Origin of the sequence: Spectribacter hydrogenoxidans (assembly GCF_031846275.1) — a bacterium.
Taxonomy (GTDB): Bacteria; Pseudomonadota; Gammaproteobacteria; order Nevskiales; family Salinisphaeraceae; genus Spectribacter; species Spectribacter hydrogenoxidans.
Map to the genome: position 1 here is coordinate 239,028 of NZ_JAVRIB010000003.1, position 15,987 is coordinate 255,014.

Genomic DNA, 15,987 nt, shown 5'->3' on the forward strand with positions numbered 1-15,987 from the left:
ACCATTGGACGTGAACTTGGAGCCGCGAGCGCCTAGAGCGCGTTGATCGCAGCCTCGTAATCGGGTTCCTGGCCGATTTCGGGCACCAGTTCGCTGTGGATGACCTGGTCGTTTTCGTCGACCACCACCACCGCGCGAGCGGACAGACCGGCCAGCGGGCCCTCGGTGATCAGGGTGCCGTAGTGCTGGGCAAAGGACTTGTCCCGCAGCATCGACAATGACGTGACATTGTCCAGCCCCTGGCTGCTGCAGAAGCGGCCCTGGGCGAACGGCAGATCCGCCGAGATCTGCAGCATCGCCACGTCCGGATGCGCGCCGGCGCGCTCGTTGAACTCGCGTACGGACTTGGCGCAGACATCGGTATCCACGCTGGGGAAGATGTTGAGCACCTTCTTCTTGCCGGAGAAGTCGGCCAGCGACTTGTCGGACATGTCGCCCGCGGTCAGACGGAAGTCGGGGGCCCGGGCGCCGGCGGCCGGCAGGTCTCCGGCGATGTTGATCGGATTACCCTGGAACGTGACTTGTGCCATCGAAAAACTCCTTGGTACTAAACGACTGCGACCGCAGTCGGTGTGTCAACATGCTGCGCGAGCCACGACAGCGGCGCGCGGCATGCGCAGTGTACGTGAGCAACCCCTGCGCTCGACGCGCACCGGGCCGGGCGGGAGGCCGGGCGCCATGCATCGGTTCAGGCCACCGCCGATTTCTTGCCATAGCCCTGCAGGACATCGGCCAATGCGTCGGCATACGCGTCGAGGTCGGCCTCGGTCTTGGTCTCGGTGACGCAGACCAGCAGGCAGTCGGACAGCTCGGGATAATCCCGGCCCAGCGCATACCCGCCGAGAATACCGCGGGCAGTCAGCGCCTCCAGCACCTTGCCCACCGGCTGGTCGATGCGCAGCACCGCCTCGTGGAAACCGGGCGCATTGAAGGCCGCTTCCACGTCCGGCAGGCGGGTCAGCCGCTCGACCAGGCCGCGGGTATTGGCCACGCTGGCCGAGGCCGCCCGCCGCAAGCCCTCGGGGCCGAGCAGGCTCATGTGAATGGTGGCCGCGGTGACCAGCAGACCCTGATTGGTGCAGATGTTGGAGGTCGCCTTGGAGCGCCGGATATGCTGCTCCCGGGGCTGCAGGGTCAGGGTGTAGCCATCCCGGCCCTCCAGATCCTTCGTGCGGCCGACTATGCGGCCGGGCATCTGCCGGGCCAGCTTCTGGCGGCAGCACATCAGACCGAAATATGGCCCGCCGGATGACAGCGGCGCGCCCAGCGGCTGGCCTTCGCCGCAGACGATGTCGGCACCGTTTTCTCCCCACTCGCCCGGCGGCCGGATCAGGGCCAGGGCCAGCGGGTTGACCACCGCGATGACAAGCGCACCCTGTTCATGCGCCCAGTCGGTGATGGCATCCACGTCCTCGAGCTTGCCGAAGAAATTCGGCTGCGGAATCACCACCGCCGTGACGTCCGGCCCGTCGTACTGGCGCAGCGCGTTCATGCTCGTGGTACCGGTCTTGGGGTCGTAGGGGAGTTCCTCGAACCGCACGTCCTGGTTGCCGCAGATGGCCCGGGCGGTCTTGCGATAAGCCGGGTGCACGGTGGCCGGCACCAGAATCCGCGCCGACTTCGCCTTGCGCGTGGACCGTACCGCCATCAGGGCGGCTTCGGCCATGGCGGAGGCGCCGTCATAGAGCGAGGCATTCGCCACATCCATGCCGGTCAGGCCCGCCATCATGGTCTGGTATTCGTAGATCAGCTGGAGCGTGCCCTGGCTGGCCTCGGCCTGATACGGGGTGTAGGCGCTGTAGTACTCGCCGCGGGTGGTGATCTCCCACACCGCAGCCGGTACGTGATGCTCGTAGGCCCCGGCGCCGATGAAGCACAGCGCGCCGGCATCAAGAGCCGCGCGTTCAGTCATCAACCGGGAGATGGCCATCTCGGTCATGCCTTCCGGCACGCTGTCGATATGGTTGCCCCGCAGTTCGCGCGGGATCTCGTCGAACAGGTCCTCGATGCTGTCGGCACCGATGGTGTCGAGCATGGACCGGATGTCGTCGTCGGTATGCGGGATGAACGGCATGGGTCACGCCTCCGCAGTTGTTGTCACGGGAAACAGGTTCAACCTTCCTCGTCGGCCACGACCTGCTCGTAGGCATCGGGATCGAGTAGGTCGTCGAGCCCGGATTCGTCTGCAATGGACATCTTCAGCAGCCAGCCCTCGCCGTAGGGGTCGTCGTTGATCAGTTCCGGCGCATCCGCCAGCTGCGGATTCACCTCGATCACCTCGCCGGACAGCGGAGCGTAGACATCCGACGCGGCCTTCACCGATTCCACCACCGCCACGGTGTCGCCCGCGGTCAGGGTTTCGCCGGCTTCCGGCAGCTCCACGAACACCAGATCGCCCAGCGCCCCCTGGGCGTAGTCGCTGATGCCGACCGTGGCCCGGCCGTCCTCGTCAAGGCGTATCCATTCATGCGTCTTGGCGTACTTCAGGTCAGCGGGTATTTCACTCATCGCACGTCTCCCTTCCCTTTCAGATTTGAATGCGCGCCTTGCCGTTGCGCACGAACGGATGTTTCACGATGCGGGCGCCACACCAGCGTCCGCGCCGCTCGACTTCGATACTGTCGCCTTCGGCCCAGTCCTGCGGCACGCGAGCCAGGCCGATGGAACACTTCAGGGTGGGCGAGTAGGTGCCACTGGTGAGCAGGCCTTCGCCTCCGGCACCGGCATGGCGCACGGTCTGACCGTGGCGGAGCACGCCGCGGTCGGTCAGCAGCACGCCCGCCAGCTTGCGCTGCGGGTCGGAGACCGCGTCGGTCAGCGCGGCCCGGCCGACGAAATCGCGGTCGGCCGGCTCCCAGGCCACGGTCCAGCCCAGCCCCGACTCCAGCGGATGGGTGTCTTCGTCCATGTCCTGGCCGTAGAGATTCAGCCCCGCCTCCAGGCGCAGCGTGTCGCGCGCGCCCAGGCCGCAGGGTTCCACGCCGGCGGCGGCGAGCGCGTCCCAGAACGGCGGCAAATCGGCGGCCGGCAGAATGCATTCGAAGCCGTCCTCCCCGGTATACCCGGTGCGGCCCACCAGCCGGTCGTCGGCGAAGGCGGCAAAGAACGGTTTGAGTTGCGCGGCGGGCTCGTGCAGCTCCGCGGGCAGACAGCCCAGGGCCAGTTCGCGAGCCTGCGGCCCCTGCACGGCGACAATGCCCAGATCCGGCCGGCGTTCGACGGTGACATCGAAGCCTTCGGCGTGAGCCTGCATCCAGGCAAGGTCCTTGTCGGCGGTGCCGGCGTTGACCACGGTGCGGTAGTGGCCGTCGGCGACGTGATAGACGATCAGGTCGTCCACCACGCCGCCCTGCTCGTTGAGCATGCAGGTATAGAGGGCCTTGCCGGGCGTATCGGCCCGGGCGACATCATTGGCCCACAGATAGCGCAGATACGCGCGGGCGCCGGCGCCGCGGACCTCGACCGCGGCCATGTGGGAGACATCGAACATGCCGGCACGGGCGCGCACGGCCAGGTGCTCGTCGATCTGGGAGCCGTAGTTGACGGGCATGTCCCAGCCGGCGAAGTCGACCATCTTCGCGCCGGCGGCGGTATGCGCGTCAAACAGGGGCGTACGCTTTCCCATGGATATCCCTTTTTCGAGTGGCTCGACCGGGCCGCCACTTGCGACCCTGCCGCCCCTCTGTCCGGGAACCTGAGAGATTAGCCGTTGCCGGCCTCGCCCCGTCGGTGACCCGCCGTGGCGGGTACTCTCCAGAGTCGATCGGAAGCCGATCTGGCTTCGCGTCGCGTGGTCCATGGGCCTGAGCGTTTCCGGGCGGATTTGCGCCTTCGGCGTCCCCGAGCCGGATGGTACCGGCGAAAGGACTCTCCCACGCGTTTGTCGATCGAGTCATAGATTGTACCAATGCATCCGGCCCGATCCAAGCCGGGTGCGATAATCTCCGCCTCTGCCGACTATCCGGGACCACCGCTTGTACTCGCTACGACAACGCCTTGCCGACTGGGTTCTGCGCCACCGCCGGGCCGCATTCGCGGTGTTCGCGCTGATCACGCTGTTCTTCGCCGCCGGTCTGCCACGGGTGCAGATCGAGACGGTGTTCTCGGACCTGCTGCCCACCGACGATCCATTCGTCCAGGTGTTCAAGGACCATCCCAACTTCGGCAATCCGCTGACCATGGTGATCATGGTCCAGCGAAAGAACGGCACGCTCTATCACGCGGACACGCTGCAGAAGGTCTGGGATCTGACCCGCGACATCGACCTGGCGCCGGCGGTGGACCATGACCAGGTACTGTCGATCACCACCACCAAGGCACGCTACGCCGAAGCCACCCCCTACGGCATCGACATGCAGCCGCTGATGGGGGACGCGCCGCCGGTCAGCCCGAAGACCATCGCCGATTTTCGCAACCGGGTGGATCGCTCCCCCAACATCCGCAATTTCCTGGTCTCGGAGGATGATTCGGCCACCCTGATCATGGCCACCTTCATCGAGCACCGGATCGATTACGGCGAAACCTTCGAATATGTCCAGGGCTTGGTCGAGAATGCGCGCGACGCCAATCACGATATCTATCTGACCGGCCAGCCGGCGCTGATCGGCTGGGTCTATCGCTACGAATGGCAGATGGCCGGCATCTTCGCCCTGACGCTACTGGCGCTGTTCGGGGCCCTGGTGTTCTACATGCGCAACCTGGTGGGCGTAGTCACCCCGCTGATCACCAGCGCGACTGCCGCCATCTGGGCCTTCGGTTTCGTGGGCTGGCTGAACATCTCGGTGGAGCCGCTACTGATGGTGGTGCCGCTGCTGCTCACCGCCCGCTCATTCTCCCACAGCGTGCAGTTCACCGAGCGCTTCCATGAAATTCACGCCGAGGTGGGCGACCGGCTGGAAGCCGCCCGGCGCACCATGCGGGTGATGGCAGCCCCCTCGGTGCTGAGCATTCTCACCGACGTGCTGGGCATTGCGGTGGTGATTGCCGCCCCGATTCCCGCCATGGTCAGGCACGCCATCTTCTGCGGCATGTGGGCGGTGTGGCTGATTCCGACGGGCGTGGTACTGATTTCCCTGCTGCTGGCCACCCTGCCCGCTCCGCGCCGCCCGGTGAGGGCAACTGGCGGCCGGTCCGACGAGTACGCCCGGAGCGGCCTGGTACGCCTGCTGAATGGCATCGCGGGCCTGACCACTGGCCGGCGCGCGGCGGTTACCGCTGCCGTGGTGATTGCCGGTGGCGGCGCGGCGGTTTTCACCGCGCTGCAGATCCGCATCGGCAATCCGGTCGAGGGCAGCCACCTGTTCTGGCATGACTCCGAATTCAACACCGCGGTCCGCCAGATCAACGACCATTTTCCCGGTACCAACACGCTGGAGATCGTGCTCGAGGCCAAGAACGACAAGGATCCCAGCTGGACCGCCCAGCAACTGGACACCGTGCGCACCATGCTGCAGTTGCAGGACGATCTGGAGACCGGCGAGTTCCCGCCGGCCGCCACCCTTTCATTCGCCGATTACCTGCGCGAGGGCAACCGGCTCTACAACGGCGGCGATCCTCGCTGGATGCCGCTGGATGAACGCCAGCGGGCAATCAGCGCCGCGGCCACCGCCGCCATGCTCGGCTCCAGCGCCAAGGCCTTCAATCACGTGATTTCCTTCGATGCCCAGCACTCGACCGTGTCGCTGTGGTATCCAGACAACAAGCAGGAAACGGTGGACCAGGCGCTGGCGACAGCGCGTGCCGCGGTCGAAAAGGTGGGGGTCGACCACGAGGCTTTCACCGTGCGGCTCGGTACCGGGATCATCGCCCTGCAGGAGGCGATCAACCGGGTGGTGGAACGCTATCACCACCTCATCGTGCTACTGCTCAACCTGTTCATCTTCCTGATGTTCTCGCTGGCCTACCGCTCGGTAGTGGCCGGCATCCTGCTGCTGATTCCGGTCAACCTGTCCCACTTCACCATGGTGGCGGCCATGCACCTGCTGGGCGTGGGGCTGGACGTGAACTCCATGATCGTGGCGGCGATCGGTCTGGGGGTGGGTATCGACTACGGCATCTACCTGCTGTCGCGCATCTGCGAGGAGTTCCAGCGGCTGGACGGCGACTGGGAGGCGGCCATCCGCGCCGCACTGGTGACCACCGGCAAGGCCATTCTGTTTACCGCCACCATCATGGCGGTAGGAATCCTGCCGCTGTACCTGCTGTCCGGGCTCAAGTTCGTGGCCGACATGGGCCTGCTGATCATGGTGATCATGGGCATCAACATGGCCATGTCGCTGATCGTGCTGCCGCTGCTGGTGAACCTGCTGCGCCCGCGCTTCGTGCGCCGCCCGCAGCCGCTGCTGGGCGAGCGGATCGACTGGGATCAGGAGCAGCCGGCTCGGTAAACTGGGTTACTTCAGCAGTGGCGGCAGATCACCGCCCAGCCCCACTGCCTGGCGCATCATCAGCTGCTTGAGCGGCGCCAGGTCCTGCACCGCGGCAATGCCGCGGTCGCGCAAGCGGGACAGCGCCGGATCCTCGATGCCGAACACCCGCTTGATACCGTCGGTGACCGCCATCATCGCCAGATTGTCCACCTTGCGGCGCCGCTGGTAGCGGCGCAGGCGGCGTTCGTCGCCCGGGTCGCGGCCGGACTGACGGGACTGCTCGAGCACCTCGACCAGGGCGGCCACATCCATGAAGCCGAGATTGGCCCCCTGCCCCGCCATGGGATGCAGCACGTGGGCGGCATCGCCGGCCAGCACGATGCGCGGCCGGACATAGTCGGTGGCGTGCATCAGGCGCAGCGGGAAAGCCGCACGGCTGTCGACGCGGGTGACCCGGCCGAGAATGCCGCCGGAGGCCCGAGTCAGGCGCTCGGCAAACGCGGCATCGTCCAGATCGCGCAGCTCGTCGGCCAGCCGGTCGTCGGCATGCCAGGCCAGGGAACAGCGGCCATCCGCCATCGGCAGGAACGCCACCGGTCCGGTGGGGATATAGCGTTGCCAGGCAATCGACTGGTGCGGCCTTTCCGTGGCCACCGTGCCCACGGTGCAGCGTTGGCGGTAGGGCCAGCCCACGGTGTCGATGCCGGCGAACCGCCGCACCGGCGAACCCGCCCCTTCCGCGCCCACCACCAGCCGGGCCCGGAGTTCACGGCCATCGGCCAGGGTCAGATTGGCGGCGTTCGCCGTGACCGACAGATCGCCCAGTTCCGCCGGGCAGAAGCAGGTGACATTACGCAGCGCCCGCCATGCGGCATCGACAATCAGGCGGTTCTCGATGATGTGGCCCAGCTCCGGCAACCCCAGGGCGGTGTGCTCGAATTCCAGCTGCGCCCGGCCACCGCCTTCCCACACCCGCATGCCGCGATAGACGGCGACGCGGTGGTGATCGAGGTCCGCCCACAACTCCAGGTTTTCCAGCAGTCGGCGCGAGGCCGGGGATACGGCCGATACCCGCAGATCGTACTCGTCGTCGGAGGCCAGCGGCACCGGCTCCCGTGCCTCGATCAGGGCGACCCGGAAGCCGGCCCGGTCCAGTGCGACGGCCAGCACCGCCCCCACCATGCCACCGCCGACCACGGCGATATCGAACGAGTCAGGCATCGGTGGTCACGTCGCTGGCGAAGGCCAGACCCATGCTGCGGCGGGCCATGTCGTGCTTGATCCCGGGCAGCAGTTCCAGCCCGGTCAGCCCCAGCCCCCGGGCCAGTCCCAGGCCCGGCAGGCGATTGGAAAACAGACGGACAATGCCGTCGGTGAAATTGCTCACCCGGTGCTGGTCGGCGCGGCGCGCCTCGCGCCAGGTCTCCAGCAGGGCGGCATCGCCGGGGTCGGCGGCGGTCTGCAGCAACCCGGCGAGCACGGTGACGTCCCGCAGGGCCAGGTTGAAACCCTGCGCGGCGGCCGGATGCAGATGGTGACCAGCGCTGCCCACCAGTAGCGCCCGCTCGGCGATCGGCCGCGGGCAGATCACCCGTTTCAGCGGATAGGCACCACGCGGCCCAAGGCCATCGAAGCGCCCCAGACGCTGCCCGAACGCCGTCTGCAGGGCGGCCAGAAAGGCGCCGTCGTCCTCGCGGCAGCGCTGTTCGGCCTCATCCGTCGGCAGGGTCCAGACCAGCGCGACATCCGTTGCGGAGCGCGGCAGGATCGCGATCGGGCCGGCCGGCGTGAAACGCTCGTAGGCGGTATCGCCTGGCGGGCGGCCGGGGCAAACCGAGGTGACCACCGCCTGCTGGCCGTAATCACGGATTTCCGCGCCAATACCCAGGGCAGCGCGCACGGCCGAGCCGGCGCCATCGGCCCCTACCACCAGGCAAGTCGTTATCTGGCGCGACCGGTCGCCCTCGCTGAGGGTTACCGCGACTCTGTGCTCGCCGGTTTCCAGCTGCTGGAAGCGGGCCGGCGCAATCACCTCCACTCCGTCGACGTCCGCCAGGCGCTGATAAAGCGCACCGGCCAGTACGTGATTGGGCACCACATACCCGAGCGCATCGACCCCGTAGTCGGCATGATCAACCCGGGTAACGCCGAAGCGGCCGCGCTGGGACACATGCAGATGGCGGATCGGGGCGGCCGTCCCGGCGATGGCCGGCCACAGTCCCCAGCGTTCGAACAGGATCCGGCTGCCCCAGGCCAGCGCGGTGGTGCGCTCGACCTGGTCCGGCACCGGATCGGTGGCGGGCAGTGCCGCCTCCACCAGCCCGATGCGGCGACCCGAACCGGCCATGGCACAGGCGAAACTGGCCCCGACCAGTCCGCCGCCGATGACCAGGACGTCGAAGTCATCAGCCATCGGCCATCAGGGCCTCGATCTCATCGGCCCGTTTGGGCACGCCGGCGGTGAGCACTTCCGGCGCGCCGTCCGTCACCCGTACATCGTCCTCGATGCGGATGCCGGTGTTCCAGAAGCGCTCATCCACCCCTTCACTGCCGGCGGGCACGTACAGCCCCGGTTCCACCGTGACTACCATGTCCGGTTCCAGCGCCCGCCACTGGCCGTCGCGCTTGTAGTCGCCCACATCGTGCACGTCCATGCCCAGCCAGTGACCGGTGCCGTGCATGTAGAAGCGCTTGTAATCCTGCTGTTCGATCACCGCGCCCAGATCGCCGACAAGCAGGCCCAGGTCGAGCATTCCCCGGCACAGTTCGCGGACCGCGGCGCGGTTGAAGGCGTCGTAATCGTTGCCGGCGCGCACCGCGTCCACCGCCGCCTCCTGGGCGGCCAGTACCACGTCGTAGAGATCCCGCTGTGGGCCGGAGAAACGCCCGCTGACCGGGAAAGTGCGGGTAATGTCCGCGGCATAGCCCGCGTTCTCCGCCCCAGCGTCGATCAGGACCAGGTCGCCACCGGCCAGTGTCGCGGCATTCTCGATGTAGTGCAGGATGCAGGCGTTGGCGCCACCTCCGACGATGGAGGGATAGGCCCAGTGCATGCCTGAGGCCTCGAACTCGTGATGCAGCTCGGCGGCCAGGGCATATTCCGCCATGCCCGGCCGGCAGACCCGCATGGCCCGGCAATGGGCCGCGGCCGAAACCGCGGCGGCATGACGCATGCGGTCGAGTTCGGCCGGCTCCTTGCGCAGGCGCATCTCGTGCAGCACAGACTGCAACAGTCCTATCTGGGTGGGCGTCTGCCAGCCCCGGCGCCCCATCGCGCGGATGCGGTCAAGCGCGGCGGTCAACTGACGGTCGGCCCAGTCGTCGGCGCCCAGGCTGTGATAGACGGTGTCCCGGTCGGCGAGCAGTTCCGGCAGGCGCTGGCCCAGTTCCTGGACGGGAAAGGCCTGATCGGCGCCGAAATCACGGCAGGCTCCGTCCGGTCCGGCGCGCCGGCCGTCCCAGACTTCGCGCTCGGGATCCCGGTCGCGGCAGAACAGGATGAATTCACCATCGGCCCGGCCGGGCGCGAGCACCGCCACGGCTTCCGGTTCGGTGAACCCGGTGAGATAGCGCATGTCGCTGTCGGCGCGATAGGGATAGTGCACGTCGCGGTTGCGCACTCGCTCGGGGGTCGCGGCCAGCATCGCCACTGCCCGGTCGCCGATGCGCTCGGCCAGATGCGCCCGGCGTCGGGCGTAGTCAATGGGCTGGATCATATGTTGTTGCTGGTGGTCAGTGCAGACGCGCGTCGGGTTCGTCCTGCCGCTCGGCGGTACGCATTTCCAGGAAGATCAGCTGGACCCCGACGCGGACGTACTCCACCAGCTCGGCGTAGTCGGCCTCGCCCTGCTCGCCGCCGGCATCCTCGTCGGTGAGGCTGGCCCGGGACAGTTCGGTGAGATCGCGAACCACTTCCTGCACCTCGTCGGTGCAGTGGGTCAGATCGAACTCGCCATGGCTGGCAATACCGTAGACGAACCCGCTGCACCAGCTCGCCAGGGCCTTGACTCGACGCGGCAGCGGTGCCTGATCGTCGGGCAGCAGCGGCTGGAAGCCCGAATCCGAATCGTACAACCCTTCCAGGCTGAACTCCTGCAATGCCTGCAGCAGCGGCTGCAGCGCCTCGGCGTCGGCTCCCTCCACCAGATCCACCGTGGGCAGCTGATCGTGCAGGCACAGCGCACCACACAGCGAGCCGTGCACCTCCGCCGGATCCTGGGTGGCGCCGGCCTCGCTCAGGCGCCGGGCAAGCCCGTCGTAACGGCTTTCGGATGTCTCGTTCATGGCGCAAGGCTAACAAAACTGCGCGCCTGCCATTGGCTATGCCAGCAGCAGAAAGAAGCAGGCGTTGTAGCAGCCGTGCAGCAGCATCGGTGCGGCAAGCCCGCCAGTGGTCTCGCGGAAATGGCCGAACACCAGTGACGGCAGGAACACCGCCAGCGCCCAGCCGGGCGGTTGAAAAAGCAGATGCAGCGCGCTGAACAGCAGACTGGTGATCAGGTTGGCAATACTCACCGGCCCGAGCCCACCACCCAGTTTCCGGCCGATCCAGGGCTGCAGTTCGCCACGGAACAGCCATTCCTCCACCACCGGATACGCCACGATCACCATGACCAGCGACATCGGCGCCAGCGACCCGCCGATCGACCAGCGGGCAAAGCCCGTCAGCGCCAGCCCGCCACAGGCCAGCGGCCCCGCCGCCAGTGCCAGCCAGAGCCACGGGTCGCGAAGAATGTTCAGATGCTCTGCCGTCGCAATCGCCAGGCCGCGACCAGCAACAGTGCCAGCCAGATCGGATCGGGGGCACCGCGGCCCAGGGTGCAGCCGCCGCCTCCGCTGCCATCATCCCCGGCCATATCGCCGCTGCCGCCACCAGCATTCGCATTGCCGCTGCCATCGGCGGTCCCGTCGGGGGACGGGATTGCCGCGCCGTCATCGTCCGGACAACCAACCCTGTTGATCAGCCCCCAGCCGAGGTCAGAGAGCACGCAGGCCGCCAGGCCAATCCCGTTGCGGATATCGACATCGCCGCGGGCGTCGACGAACGGCTCCATCAGGGCATTGGGGGTCAGGTCGGCTTCCCAGTGGGAAATCGAGGAACCGGGTTCCACCGGGTTGGGGGCATACAATTGGAGATCACTGCCAACCGTGCCGTCGCTGTAACGGGCGCTGACCTGCGGGGTAATACTGGGACCGTCCCAGACCACATTCCCGTCGTTTGCCGCGGAGGCCATCCGTTCATTGTTGTTCAGACTGGGCCAGGTAGTGCTGAAGCCGAGGTCGCGGATGAAGGTCTCGTAGATACTGGGCAGCCCCATGAAGAATTCACCGGTCTGCAGGTTCACAAAGCTGGCAAAACCGAGGCCGTGGATCAGCTCATGGGTGGCGGTACTGACGAAGTTGAGATCGTCGCCGGGCGGATTGTTGTCCAGACCGTAATACCAGTCCGCCCCGCCCAGACAGTCATCCGGTGCGTCGAGATCTGCATTGAAATCCGCACTGATGTCGGGGCCGGATTCGATCCGCGCCCCGTTGATCGCGTTGGCCAGCGCCAGCGCATAGAACACCCCCGGCTGCGCCCCGGGAAAATCCGAAACCAAGCGCTCGGGCCCGGCCGCCGCGAGATCGGCATTGGTGCTCCGGCAACGCAGATTGCTGAACGTCACCTCGACCAGGATCGGCACATCGCTGCCGATCCGGCTACCCAGCAGATCGGCCACGTAGCCCAGCGCATTCAGCCGCTGCGCGCCGACCGTGGTTCCCGGATTGCCCGGCACCGGATCGCGCGGCGTCGTATCGTTCAAACCCTCGCCCGGAGTGTCGCCGTTGATGATGCGGATATCCGCCGCCTGCACCGCACCCGCAGTCAGTACGAGAAGCGCGGCCGCGCATCCCCGTCGCAGCGCGTCAGTGACCATGACCAACCCCATGGCCGATGCGGATCTCGCCATCGGCATTGCGCCTGGCCTGCAGCCAGGAATGGCGCGATTGCGGCACCGTGACGATGGTCATTCCGTCCCGCACGGTGACCTCTGCCGCTTCCGCGGCCGGGGCGGCAGCTTGCCGCGCGGCGAACACACGCGAATCGGCCGGACCGATGAAGACACGAGTGGCGGGTTGCGTGACGGCGTCGGGGCTGACCGACTGCCCCGGAAGAAAGGCCACCAGCGCCAGCAGCACCCAGACTAGAAATCGCGTCATTGCAGTCATGAAAAGGCGGACTCCCTGATTGTCGGGCAACGCTAGCGCGCCAACCGTTAAACTGTCCATCGTGCGGGCATTACCCGCCATCAACCGGCAACCGGAGTCGCCCCGACATGGCTGGACGCATCCCCGATTTTCCCGAGCTGTTGGCCGCGCTGGTTGGCACGCCCTCGATCAGTTGTGCCGACCCGGCCATCGACATGGGCAACCGGGCCGCGGCCGAGTGTCTGGGCGGCTGGCTCGAAGACCTCGGCTTCGATTGCCGCTGCCTGCCGGTCGGTCCTCGCGATGACAAGGTCAATCTGATTGCCACGCTGGGTGATGCCGAGGCCGGCGACGGGCTGGCCCTGGCCGGGCATCTGGATACCGTGCCCTACGACGATAACGGCTGGGACAGCGACCCCTTTACCCTGACCAGGCGGGACTCGCGCTACTACGGCCTGGGCACCACCGACATGAAGGGCTTCTTGGCCCTGGCCGCGGATGTGGCCCGCGATTACCGGGCCACGGATCTGACCCGGCCGCTGGTGATCCTGGCCAGTGCCGACGAGGAATGCGGCATGGACGGGGCCCGTGCCCTGCGCGATGCCGGACATCGGCCGGCCCGCCACGCGGTGATCGGCGAACCCACCGGGCTGGTGCCGATCCGCCGGCACAAGGGTATCCTGATGGAAGCCATCCGGGTGACCGGGCATGCCGGCCATTCCAGCAATCCGGCGTTCGGAGTCAACGCCATCGACGGCATGCGCCAAGTGCTGAATGCCGTATGCCGCTTCCGCGACGAGTTGGCCACCCGCGCCCCGGCGCCGGGCTTTCCGGTCGACCATGCCACGCTGAATACGGGGGTGATCCACGGCGGCGACAGCCCCAACCGCATTCCCGCTCGCTGTGAATTGCAGGTGGATCTGCGTTTTCCACCGGGTTTCGACATTGCCCCGCTGCGCGACGAGCTGCGGGCAGTGGCGCACGAGGCCCTGGCCGAAAGCGACTGCGGCATCGAGTTCGAGGAACTGTTTACCGGCACCCCGGCGATGGAAACCGCAGCCGACGCGGAAATCGTGCGCGCGGCGGAACAGCTCACCGGCCGGACGGCCGCGGCGGTGGACTTCGGCACCGAAGGCTCGTTCTACAATGCGCTGGGCATGGACACGGTGATTCTGGGCCCCGGCGACATCGACCAGGCCCATCAGCCCAACGAGTTTCTGGGCATGGACCGCATCGATCCGATGCGCGACATCCTGCACGGACTGATCGGCCGATTCTGCCTAAGGCCGTGAACATGCTTTAATACGCGGTTTCGCGGCGGGCAGCGGCATGCATCCGGACAACGGCACAACCCAAACAGGCCAGGACATGGTGACGGCACTGCGCGCCAGTGCCCCGTACATCCATGCTCATCACGGCCGCACCTTCGTGATCATGTTCGGCGGCGAGGCAGCCGCGGATCCCGGTTTCGCGGACCTGATCTACGACATTGCCCTGCTCAAGAGCCTGGGCGTGCGGGTGGTGCTGGTGCACGGCGCCCGGCCGCAGATCGACGCGGCCCTGGCCACAGCCGGGGTGGAAAGCGTGTTGTCCGGTGGCGTGCGGGTGACCGATTCGCCGGCTCTCACCTGCGTCAAGCAGGCGGTGGGCACCCTCCGCATGGACATCGAGGCCCTGCTGTCCACCGGGCTGGCCAGCACCCCGATGGGCGGCGCGCGGCTACGAGTGGCGGGCGGCAATCTGGTGACCGCCAAGCCACTGGGCGTGGTCAACGGGGTCGATCACCGCCACACCGGCGAGGTGCGGCGGGTGGATGTCGACGCCATCCGGGCCCATCTCGATCGCGATCACATCGTGCTGCTCTCGCCCGTCGGCTATTCCCCCACCGGCGAGACCTTCAACCTGTGGGCGGAGGAAGTGGCCACCGCCACCGCCGCGGCGTTACAGGCCGACAAACTGATCATGCTGCACGCGGGCCCGGAAATGCACGAGCATGCGGCGCACCCGCCGGCCCAGCTGTCACCCACCGAAGCCCAGGCATTACTGGAATCCGGTGACGGGCTGAACGACGAGGAGCGGGCCCGCCTGCAGTGCGCGGTACAGGCCTGCCGCCAGGGCGTGACGCGGGCCCATCTGGTGCGTTTCGAGGCCGATGGTGCGCTGCTACGCGAACTCTACAGCCGCGACGGCGCCGGTACGCTGGTCGCCGCCGACACCTACGACATCATCCGTCAGGCCACGGTGGAGGATGCGGGCGGCCTGCTGAATCTGATCGCGCCGCTGGAGGCTGCGGGCATTCTGGTGCCCCGGTCCCGCGAACAGCTTGAGCTGGAAATCGACAACTACAGCGTGATGGTACGCGACGGGCTGATCACGGCCTGCTGCGCGCTGATTCCCTACCCCGATGAACAGGTCGGCGAACTGGCCTCGGTGGCGGTCCATGCCGACTACCGCAAGCAGGGCCGCGCCGAGCGCCTGATGCAGGCGGTGGAGCGGCGTGCCCGCGCCATGGGTCTGGCGCGGCTTTTCGTGCTGACCACCCGCACGCCGCACTGGTTCGTGGAGCGCGGTTTCAGCACCGCCGACATTGCGGATCTGCCGCTGACGCGTCAGCAGATGTACAACTACCAGCGTAACTCCACCGTGCTGATCAAGACACTGTGACCCGCTCCCGACGGTGACCGACACCCGCCGCAAGCATGTGCCCCGGCTCCATGTGGACCGGGCGCTGGCCATTGGTGACACGGTGGCCCTGGGTGCCCAGCAGGTCCATCATCTGGGTGCGGTGCTGCGCCTGCGTACCGGGGCCGATCTGGTGCTGTTCGACGGCCGCGGCGGGGAATATCCGGCCCGGCTGGCGGCGCTGGATCGCAAATCCGCGCAGGCATTGGTGCTGGAACATCGCCAGCCGCGGCGCGAATCACCGCTGGCCGTCACGCTGGCGCAAGCCGTGGCCCGGGGCGACCGCATGGATTTTGCCGTGGCCAAGGCGGTGGAGCTGGGCGTGGCCGCCATCCAGCCGCTGTTCACCGAGCGCGGCCAGGTGAAGTTGGCCGGCGACCGCCTCGACCGCAAGCACCGCCACTGGCAGGCCGTGGTCCGCTCGGCCGCGGAACAGGCCGGCCGGGAGGTGCTGCCGACGGTGCATGTTCCCTGCCGGCTGGATGGCTGGCTGACCGACGCCGGCGGTGAACGGCGCCTGATGCTCGATCCCCGCGCCACGGGCGGTCCCGCCGACGGCACCACCACGCCGACCTCGGTCACTCTCCTGATCGGTCCGGAATCCGGGTTTTCCGACCAGGAACTGGACGCGGCCCGGGCCAGCGGCTTCGAAGGCGTGCGTCTGGGGCCACGCATCCTGCGCACGGAAACCGCCGGCCCGGCGGCGCTGGCGGCGTTGCAGACCCGCTGGGGAGACTTCCGTTAGACG

15 protein-coding genes and 2 riboswitches are annotated in these 15,987 nt (G+C 67.4%); of the genes, 4 read left to right on the forward strand and 11 right to left on the reverse strand.

Annotated features, from left to right (window positions below):
- Window positions 1-32: 32 nt before the first annotated feature.
- The 4 genes from tpx to gcvT all read right to left on the reverse strand — a co-directional run bounded on the left by tpx (window position 33) and on the right by gcvT (window position 3,625).
- Entirely contained in the window at window positions 33-530 is a 498-nt protein-coding gene (gene tpx / locus RM532_RS04300; protein WP_311651924.1) for a thiol peroxidase, read from the reverse strand.
- A gap of 158 nt (window positions 531-688) precedes the next feature.
- The gene (gene gcvPA / locus RM532_RS04305) at window positions 689-2,074 is read right to left on the reverse strand and encodes an aminomethyl-transferring glycine dehydrogenase subunit GcvPA (protein ID WP_311651925.1); all 1,386 of its coding nucleotides are present in this window, start codon (window positions 2,072-2,074) and stop codon (window positions 689-691) included.
- A gap of 38 nt (window positions 2,075-2,112) precedes the next feature.
- Entirely contained in the window at window positions 2,113-2,508 is a 396-nt protein-coding gene (gene gcvH, locus RM532_RS04310; RefSeq protein WP_311651926.1) for a glycine cleavage system protein GcvH, read from the reverse strand.
- Between the two features lie 19 nt (window positions 2,509-2,527).
- Entirely contained in the window at window positions 2,528-3,625 is a 1,098-nt protein-coding gene (gene gcvT, locus RM532_RS04315; protein ID WP_311651927.1) for a glycine cleavage system aminomethyltransferase GcvT, read from the reverse strand.
- Between the two features lie 47 nt (window positions 3,626-3,672).
- Window positions 3,673-3,767: riboswitch (glycine riboswitch) on the reverse strand.
- Window positions 3,768-3,781: 14 nt separating this feature from the next.
- A riboswitch (glycine riboswitch) is annotated at window positions 3,782-3,885 on the reverse strand.
- Window positions 3,886-3,974: 89 nt separating this feature from the next.
- Between gcvT and RM532_RS04320 the strand changes: the two genes are divergently transcribed.
- Window positions 3,975-6,386, forward strand: coding sequence for an efflux RND transporter permease subunit (locus RM532_RS04320; protein WP_311651928.1), 2,412 nt, complete (start codon window positions 3,975-3,977; stop codon window positions 6,384-6,386).
- Between the two features lie 6 nt (window positions 6,387-6,392).
- Here RM532_RS04320 and RM532_RS04325 read toward each other — a convergent pair whose 3' ends face one another.
- From RM532_RS04325 to RM532_RS04355, 7 genes are all read right to left on the reverse strand, one after another.
- The gene (locus RM532_RS04325) at window positions 6,393-7,589 is read right to left on the reverse strand and encodes a UbiH/UbiF/VisC/COQ6 family ubiquinone biosynthesis hydroxylase (protein ID WP_311651929.1); all 1,197 of its coding nucleotides are present in this window, start codon (window positions 7,587-7,589) and stop codon (window positions 6,393-6,395) included.
- A complete protein-coding gene (locus tag RM532_RS04330) occupies window positions 7,582-8,781 on the reverse strand; it encodes an FAD-dependent monooxygenase (protein ID WP_311651930.1) in 1,200 nt (399 codons plus the stop codon). Before RM532_RS04330 ends, RM532_RS04325 begins: the two co-directional genes overlap by 8 nt.
- Complete coding sequence (locus tag RM532_RS04335) at window positions 8,774-10,084, reverse strand: aminopeptidase P N-terminal domain-containing protein (protein WP_311651931.1); 1,311 nt, start codon at window positions 10,082-10,084, stop codon at window positions 8,774-8,776. The genes RM532_RS04330 and RM532_RS04335 overlap by 8 nt, the downstream gene beginning before the upstream one ends.
- Window positions 10,085-10,100: 16 nt before the next feature.
- Window positions 10,101-10,652: a UPF0149 family protein gene (locus RM532_RS04340; RefSeq protein ID WP_311651932.1), complete on the reverse strand. Its 552-nt coding sequence runs from the start codon at window positions 10,650-10,652 to the stop codon at window positions 10,101-10,103.
- Between the two features lie 36 nt (window positions 10,653-10,688).
- On the reverse strand, window positions 10,689-10,991 hold the full coding sequence (mrtJ, locus tag RM532_RS04345) for a JDVT-CTERM system glutamic-type intramembrane protease MrtJ (protein WP_311651933.1): 303 nt from the start codon (window positions 10,989-10,991) through the stop codon (window positions 10,689-10,691).
- A gap of 113 nt (window positions 10,992-11,104) precedes the next feature.
- Window positions 11,105-12,319: a JDVT-CTERM domain-containing protein gene (locus RM532_RS04350; protein ID WP_311651934.1), complete on the reverse strand. Its 1,215-nt coding sequence runs from the start codon at window positions 12,317-12,319 to the stop codon at window positions 11,105-11,107.
- Window positions 12,276-12,659, reverse strand: a complete 384-nt coding sequence (locus tag RM532_RS04355) for a hypothetical protein (protein WP_311651935.1) — start codon at window positions 12,657-12,659, stop codon at window positions 12,276-12,278. The genes RM532_RS04350 and RM532_RS04355 overlap by 44 nt, the downstream gene beginning before the upstream one ends.
- 26 nt (window positions 12,660-12,685) lie before the next feature.
- Between RM532_RS04355 and argE the strand changes: the two genes are divergently transcribed.
- The 3 genes from argE to RM532_RS04370 are packed head-to-tail and all read left to right on the forward strand — an operon-like array spanning window position 12,686 to window position 15,984.
- Complete coding sequence (gene argE / locus RM532_RS04360) at window positions 12,686-13,849, forward strand: acetylornithine deacetylase (RefSeq protein ID WP_311651936.1); 1,164 nt, start codon at window positions 12,686-12,688, stop codon at window positions 13,847-13,849.
- 37 nt (window positions 13,850-13,886) lie between these two features.
- Complete coding sequence (argA, locus tag RM532_RS04365) at window positions 13,887-15,221, forward strand: amino-acid N-acetyltransferase (protein ID WP_311651937.1); 1,335 nt, start codon at window positions 13,887-13,889, stop codon at window positions 15,219-15,221.
- Between the two features lie 13 nt (window positions 15,222-15,234).
- Entirely contained in the window at window positions 15,235-15,984 is a 750-nt protein-coding gene (locus tag RM532_RS04370; protein ID WP_311651938.1) for a 16S rRNA (uracil(1498)-N(3))-methyltransferase, read from the forward strand.
- Window positions 15,985-15,987: the final 3 nt, after the last annotated feature.

What these genes read in the sequence shown, in the direction of transcription:
- tpx (WP_311651924.1), bottom strand. Translation starts at nt 530, where the DNA reads ATGGCACAAGTCACGTTCCAGGGTAATCCGATCAACATCGCCGGAGAC.
- gcvPA (WP_311651925.1), bottom strand. Translation starts at nt 2,074, where the DNA reads ATGCCGTTCATCCCGCATACCGACGACGACATCCGGTCCATGCTCGAC.
- gcvH (WP_311651926.1), bottom strand. Translation starts at nt 2,508, where the DNA reads ATGAGTGAAATACCCGCTGACCTGAAGTACGCCAAGACGCATGAATGG.
- gcvT (WP_311651927.1), bottom strand. Translation starts at nt 3,625, where the DNA reads ATGGGAAAGCGTACGCCCCTGTTTGACGCGCATACCGCCGCCGGCGCG.
- RM532_RS04325 (WP_311651929.1), bottom strand. Translation starts at nt 7,589, where the DNA reads ATGCCTGACTCGTTCGATATCGCCGTGGTCGGCGGTGGCATGGTGGGG.
- RM532_RS04330 (WP_311651930.1), bottom strand. Translation starts at nt 8,781, where the DNA reads ATGGCTGATGACTTCGACGTCCTGGTCATCGGCGGCGGACTGGTCGGG.
- RM532_RS04335 (WP_311651931.1), bottom strand. Translation starts at nt 10,084, where the DNA reads ATGATCCAGCCCATTGACTACGCCCGACGCCGGGCGCATCTGGCCGAG.
- RM532_RS04340 (WP_311651932.1), bottom strand. Translation starts at nt 10,652, where the DNA reads ATGAACGAGACATCCGAAAGCCGTTACGACGGGCTTGCCCGGCGCCTG.
- mrtJ (WP_311651933.1), bottom strand. Translation starts at nt 10,991, where the DNA reads ATGTCGCTGGTCATGGTGATCGTGGCGTATCCGGTGGTGGAGGAATGG.
- RM532_RS04350 (WP_311651934.1), bottom strand. Translation starts at nt 12,319, where the DNA reads ATGGCGAGATCCGCATCGGCCATGGGGTTGGTCATGGTCACTGACGCG.
- RM532_RS04355 (WP_311651935.1), bottom strand. Translation starts at nt 12,659, where the DNA reads ATGGCGGGTAATGCCCGCACGATGGACAGTTTAACGGTTGGCGCGCTA.
- argE (WP_311651936.1), top strand. Translation starts at nt 12,686, where the DNA reads ATGGCTGGACGCATCCCCGATTTTCCCGAGCTGTTGGCCGCGCTGGTT.
- argA (WP_311651937.1), top strand. Translation starts at nt 13,887, where the DNA reads ATGCATCCGGACAACGGCACAACCCAAACAGGCCAGGACATGGTGACG.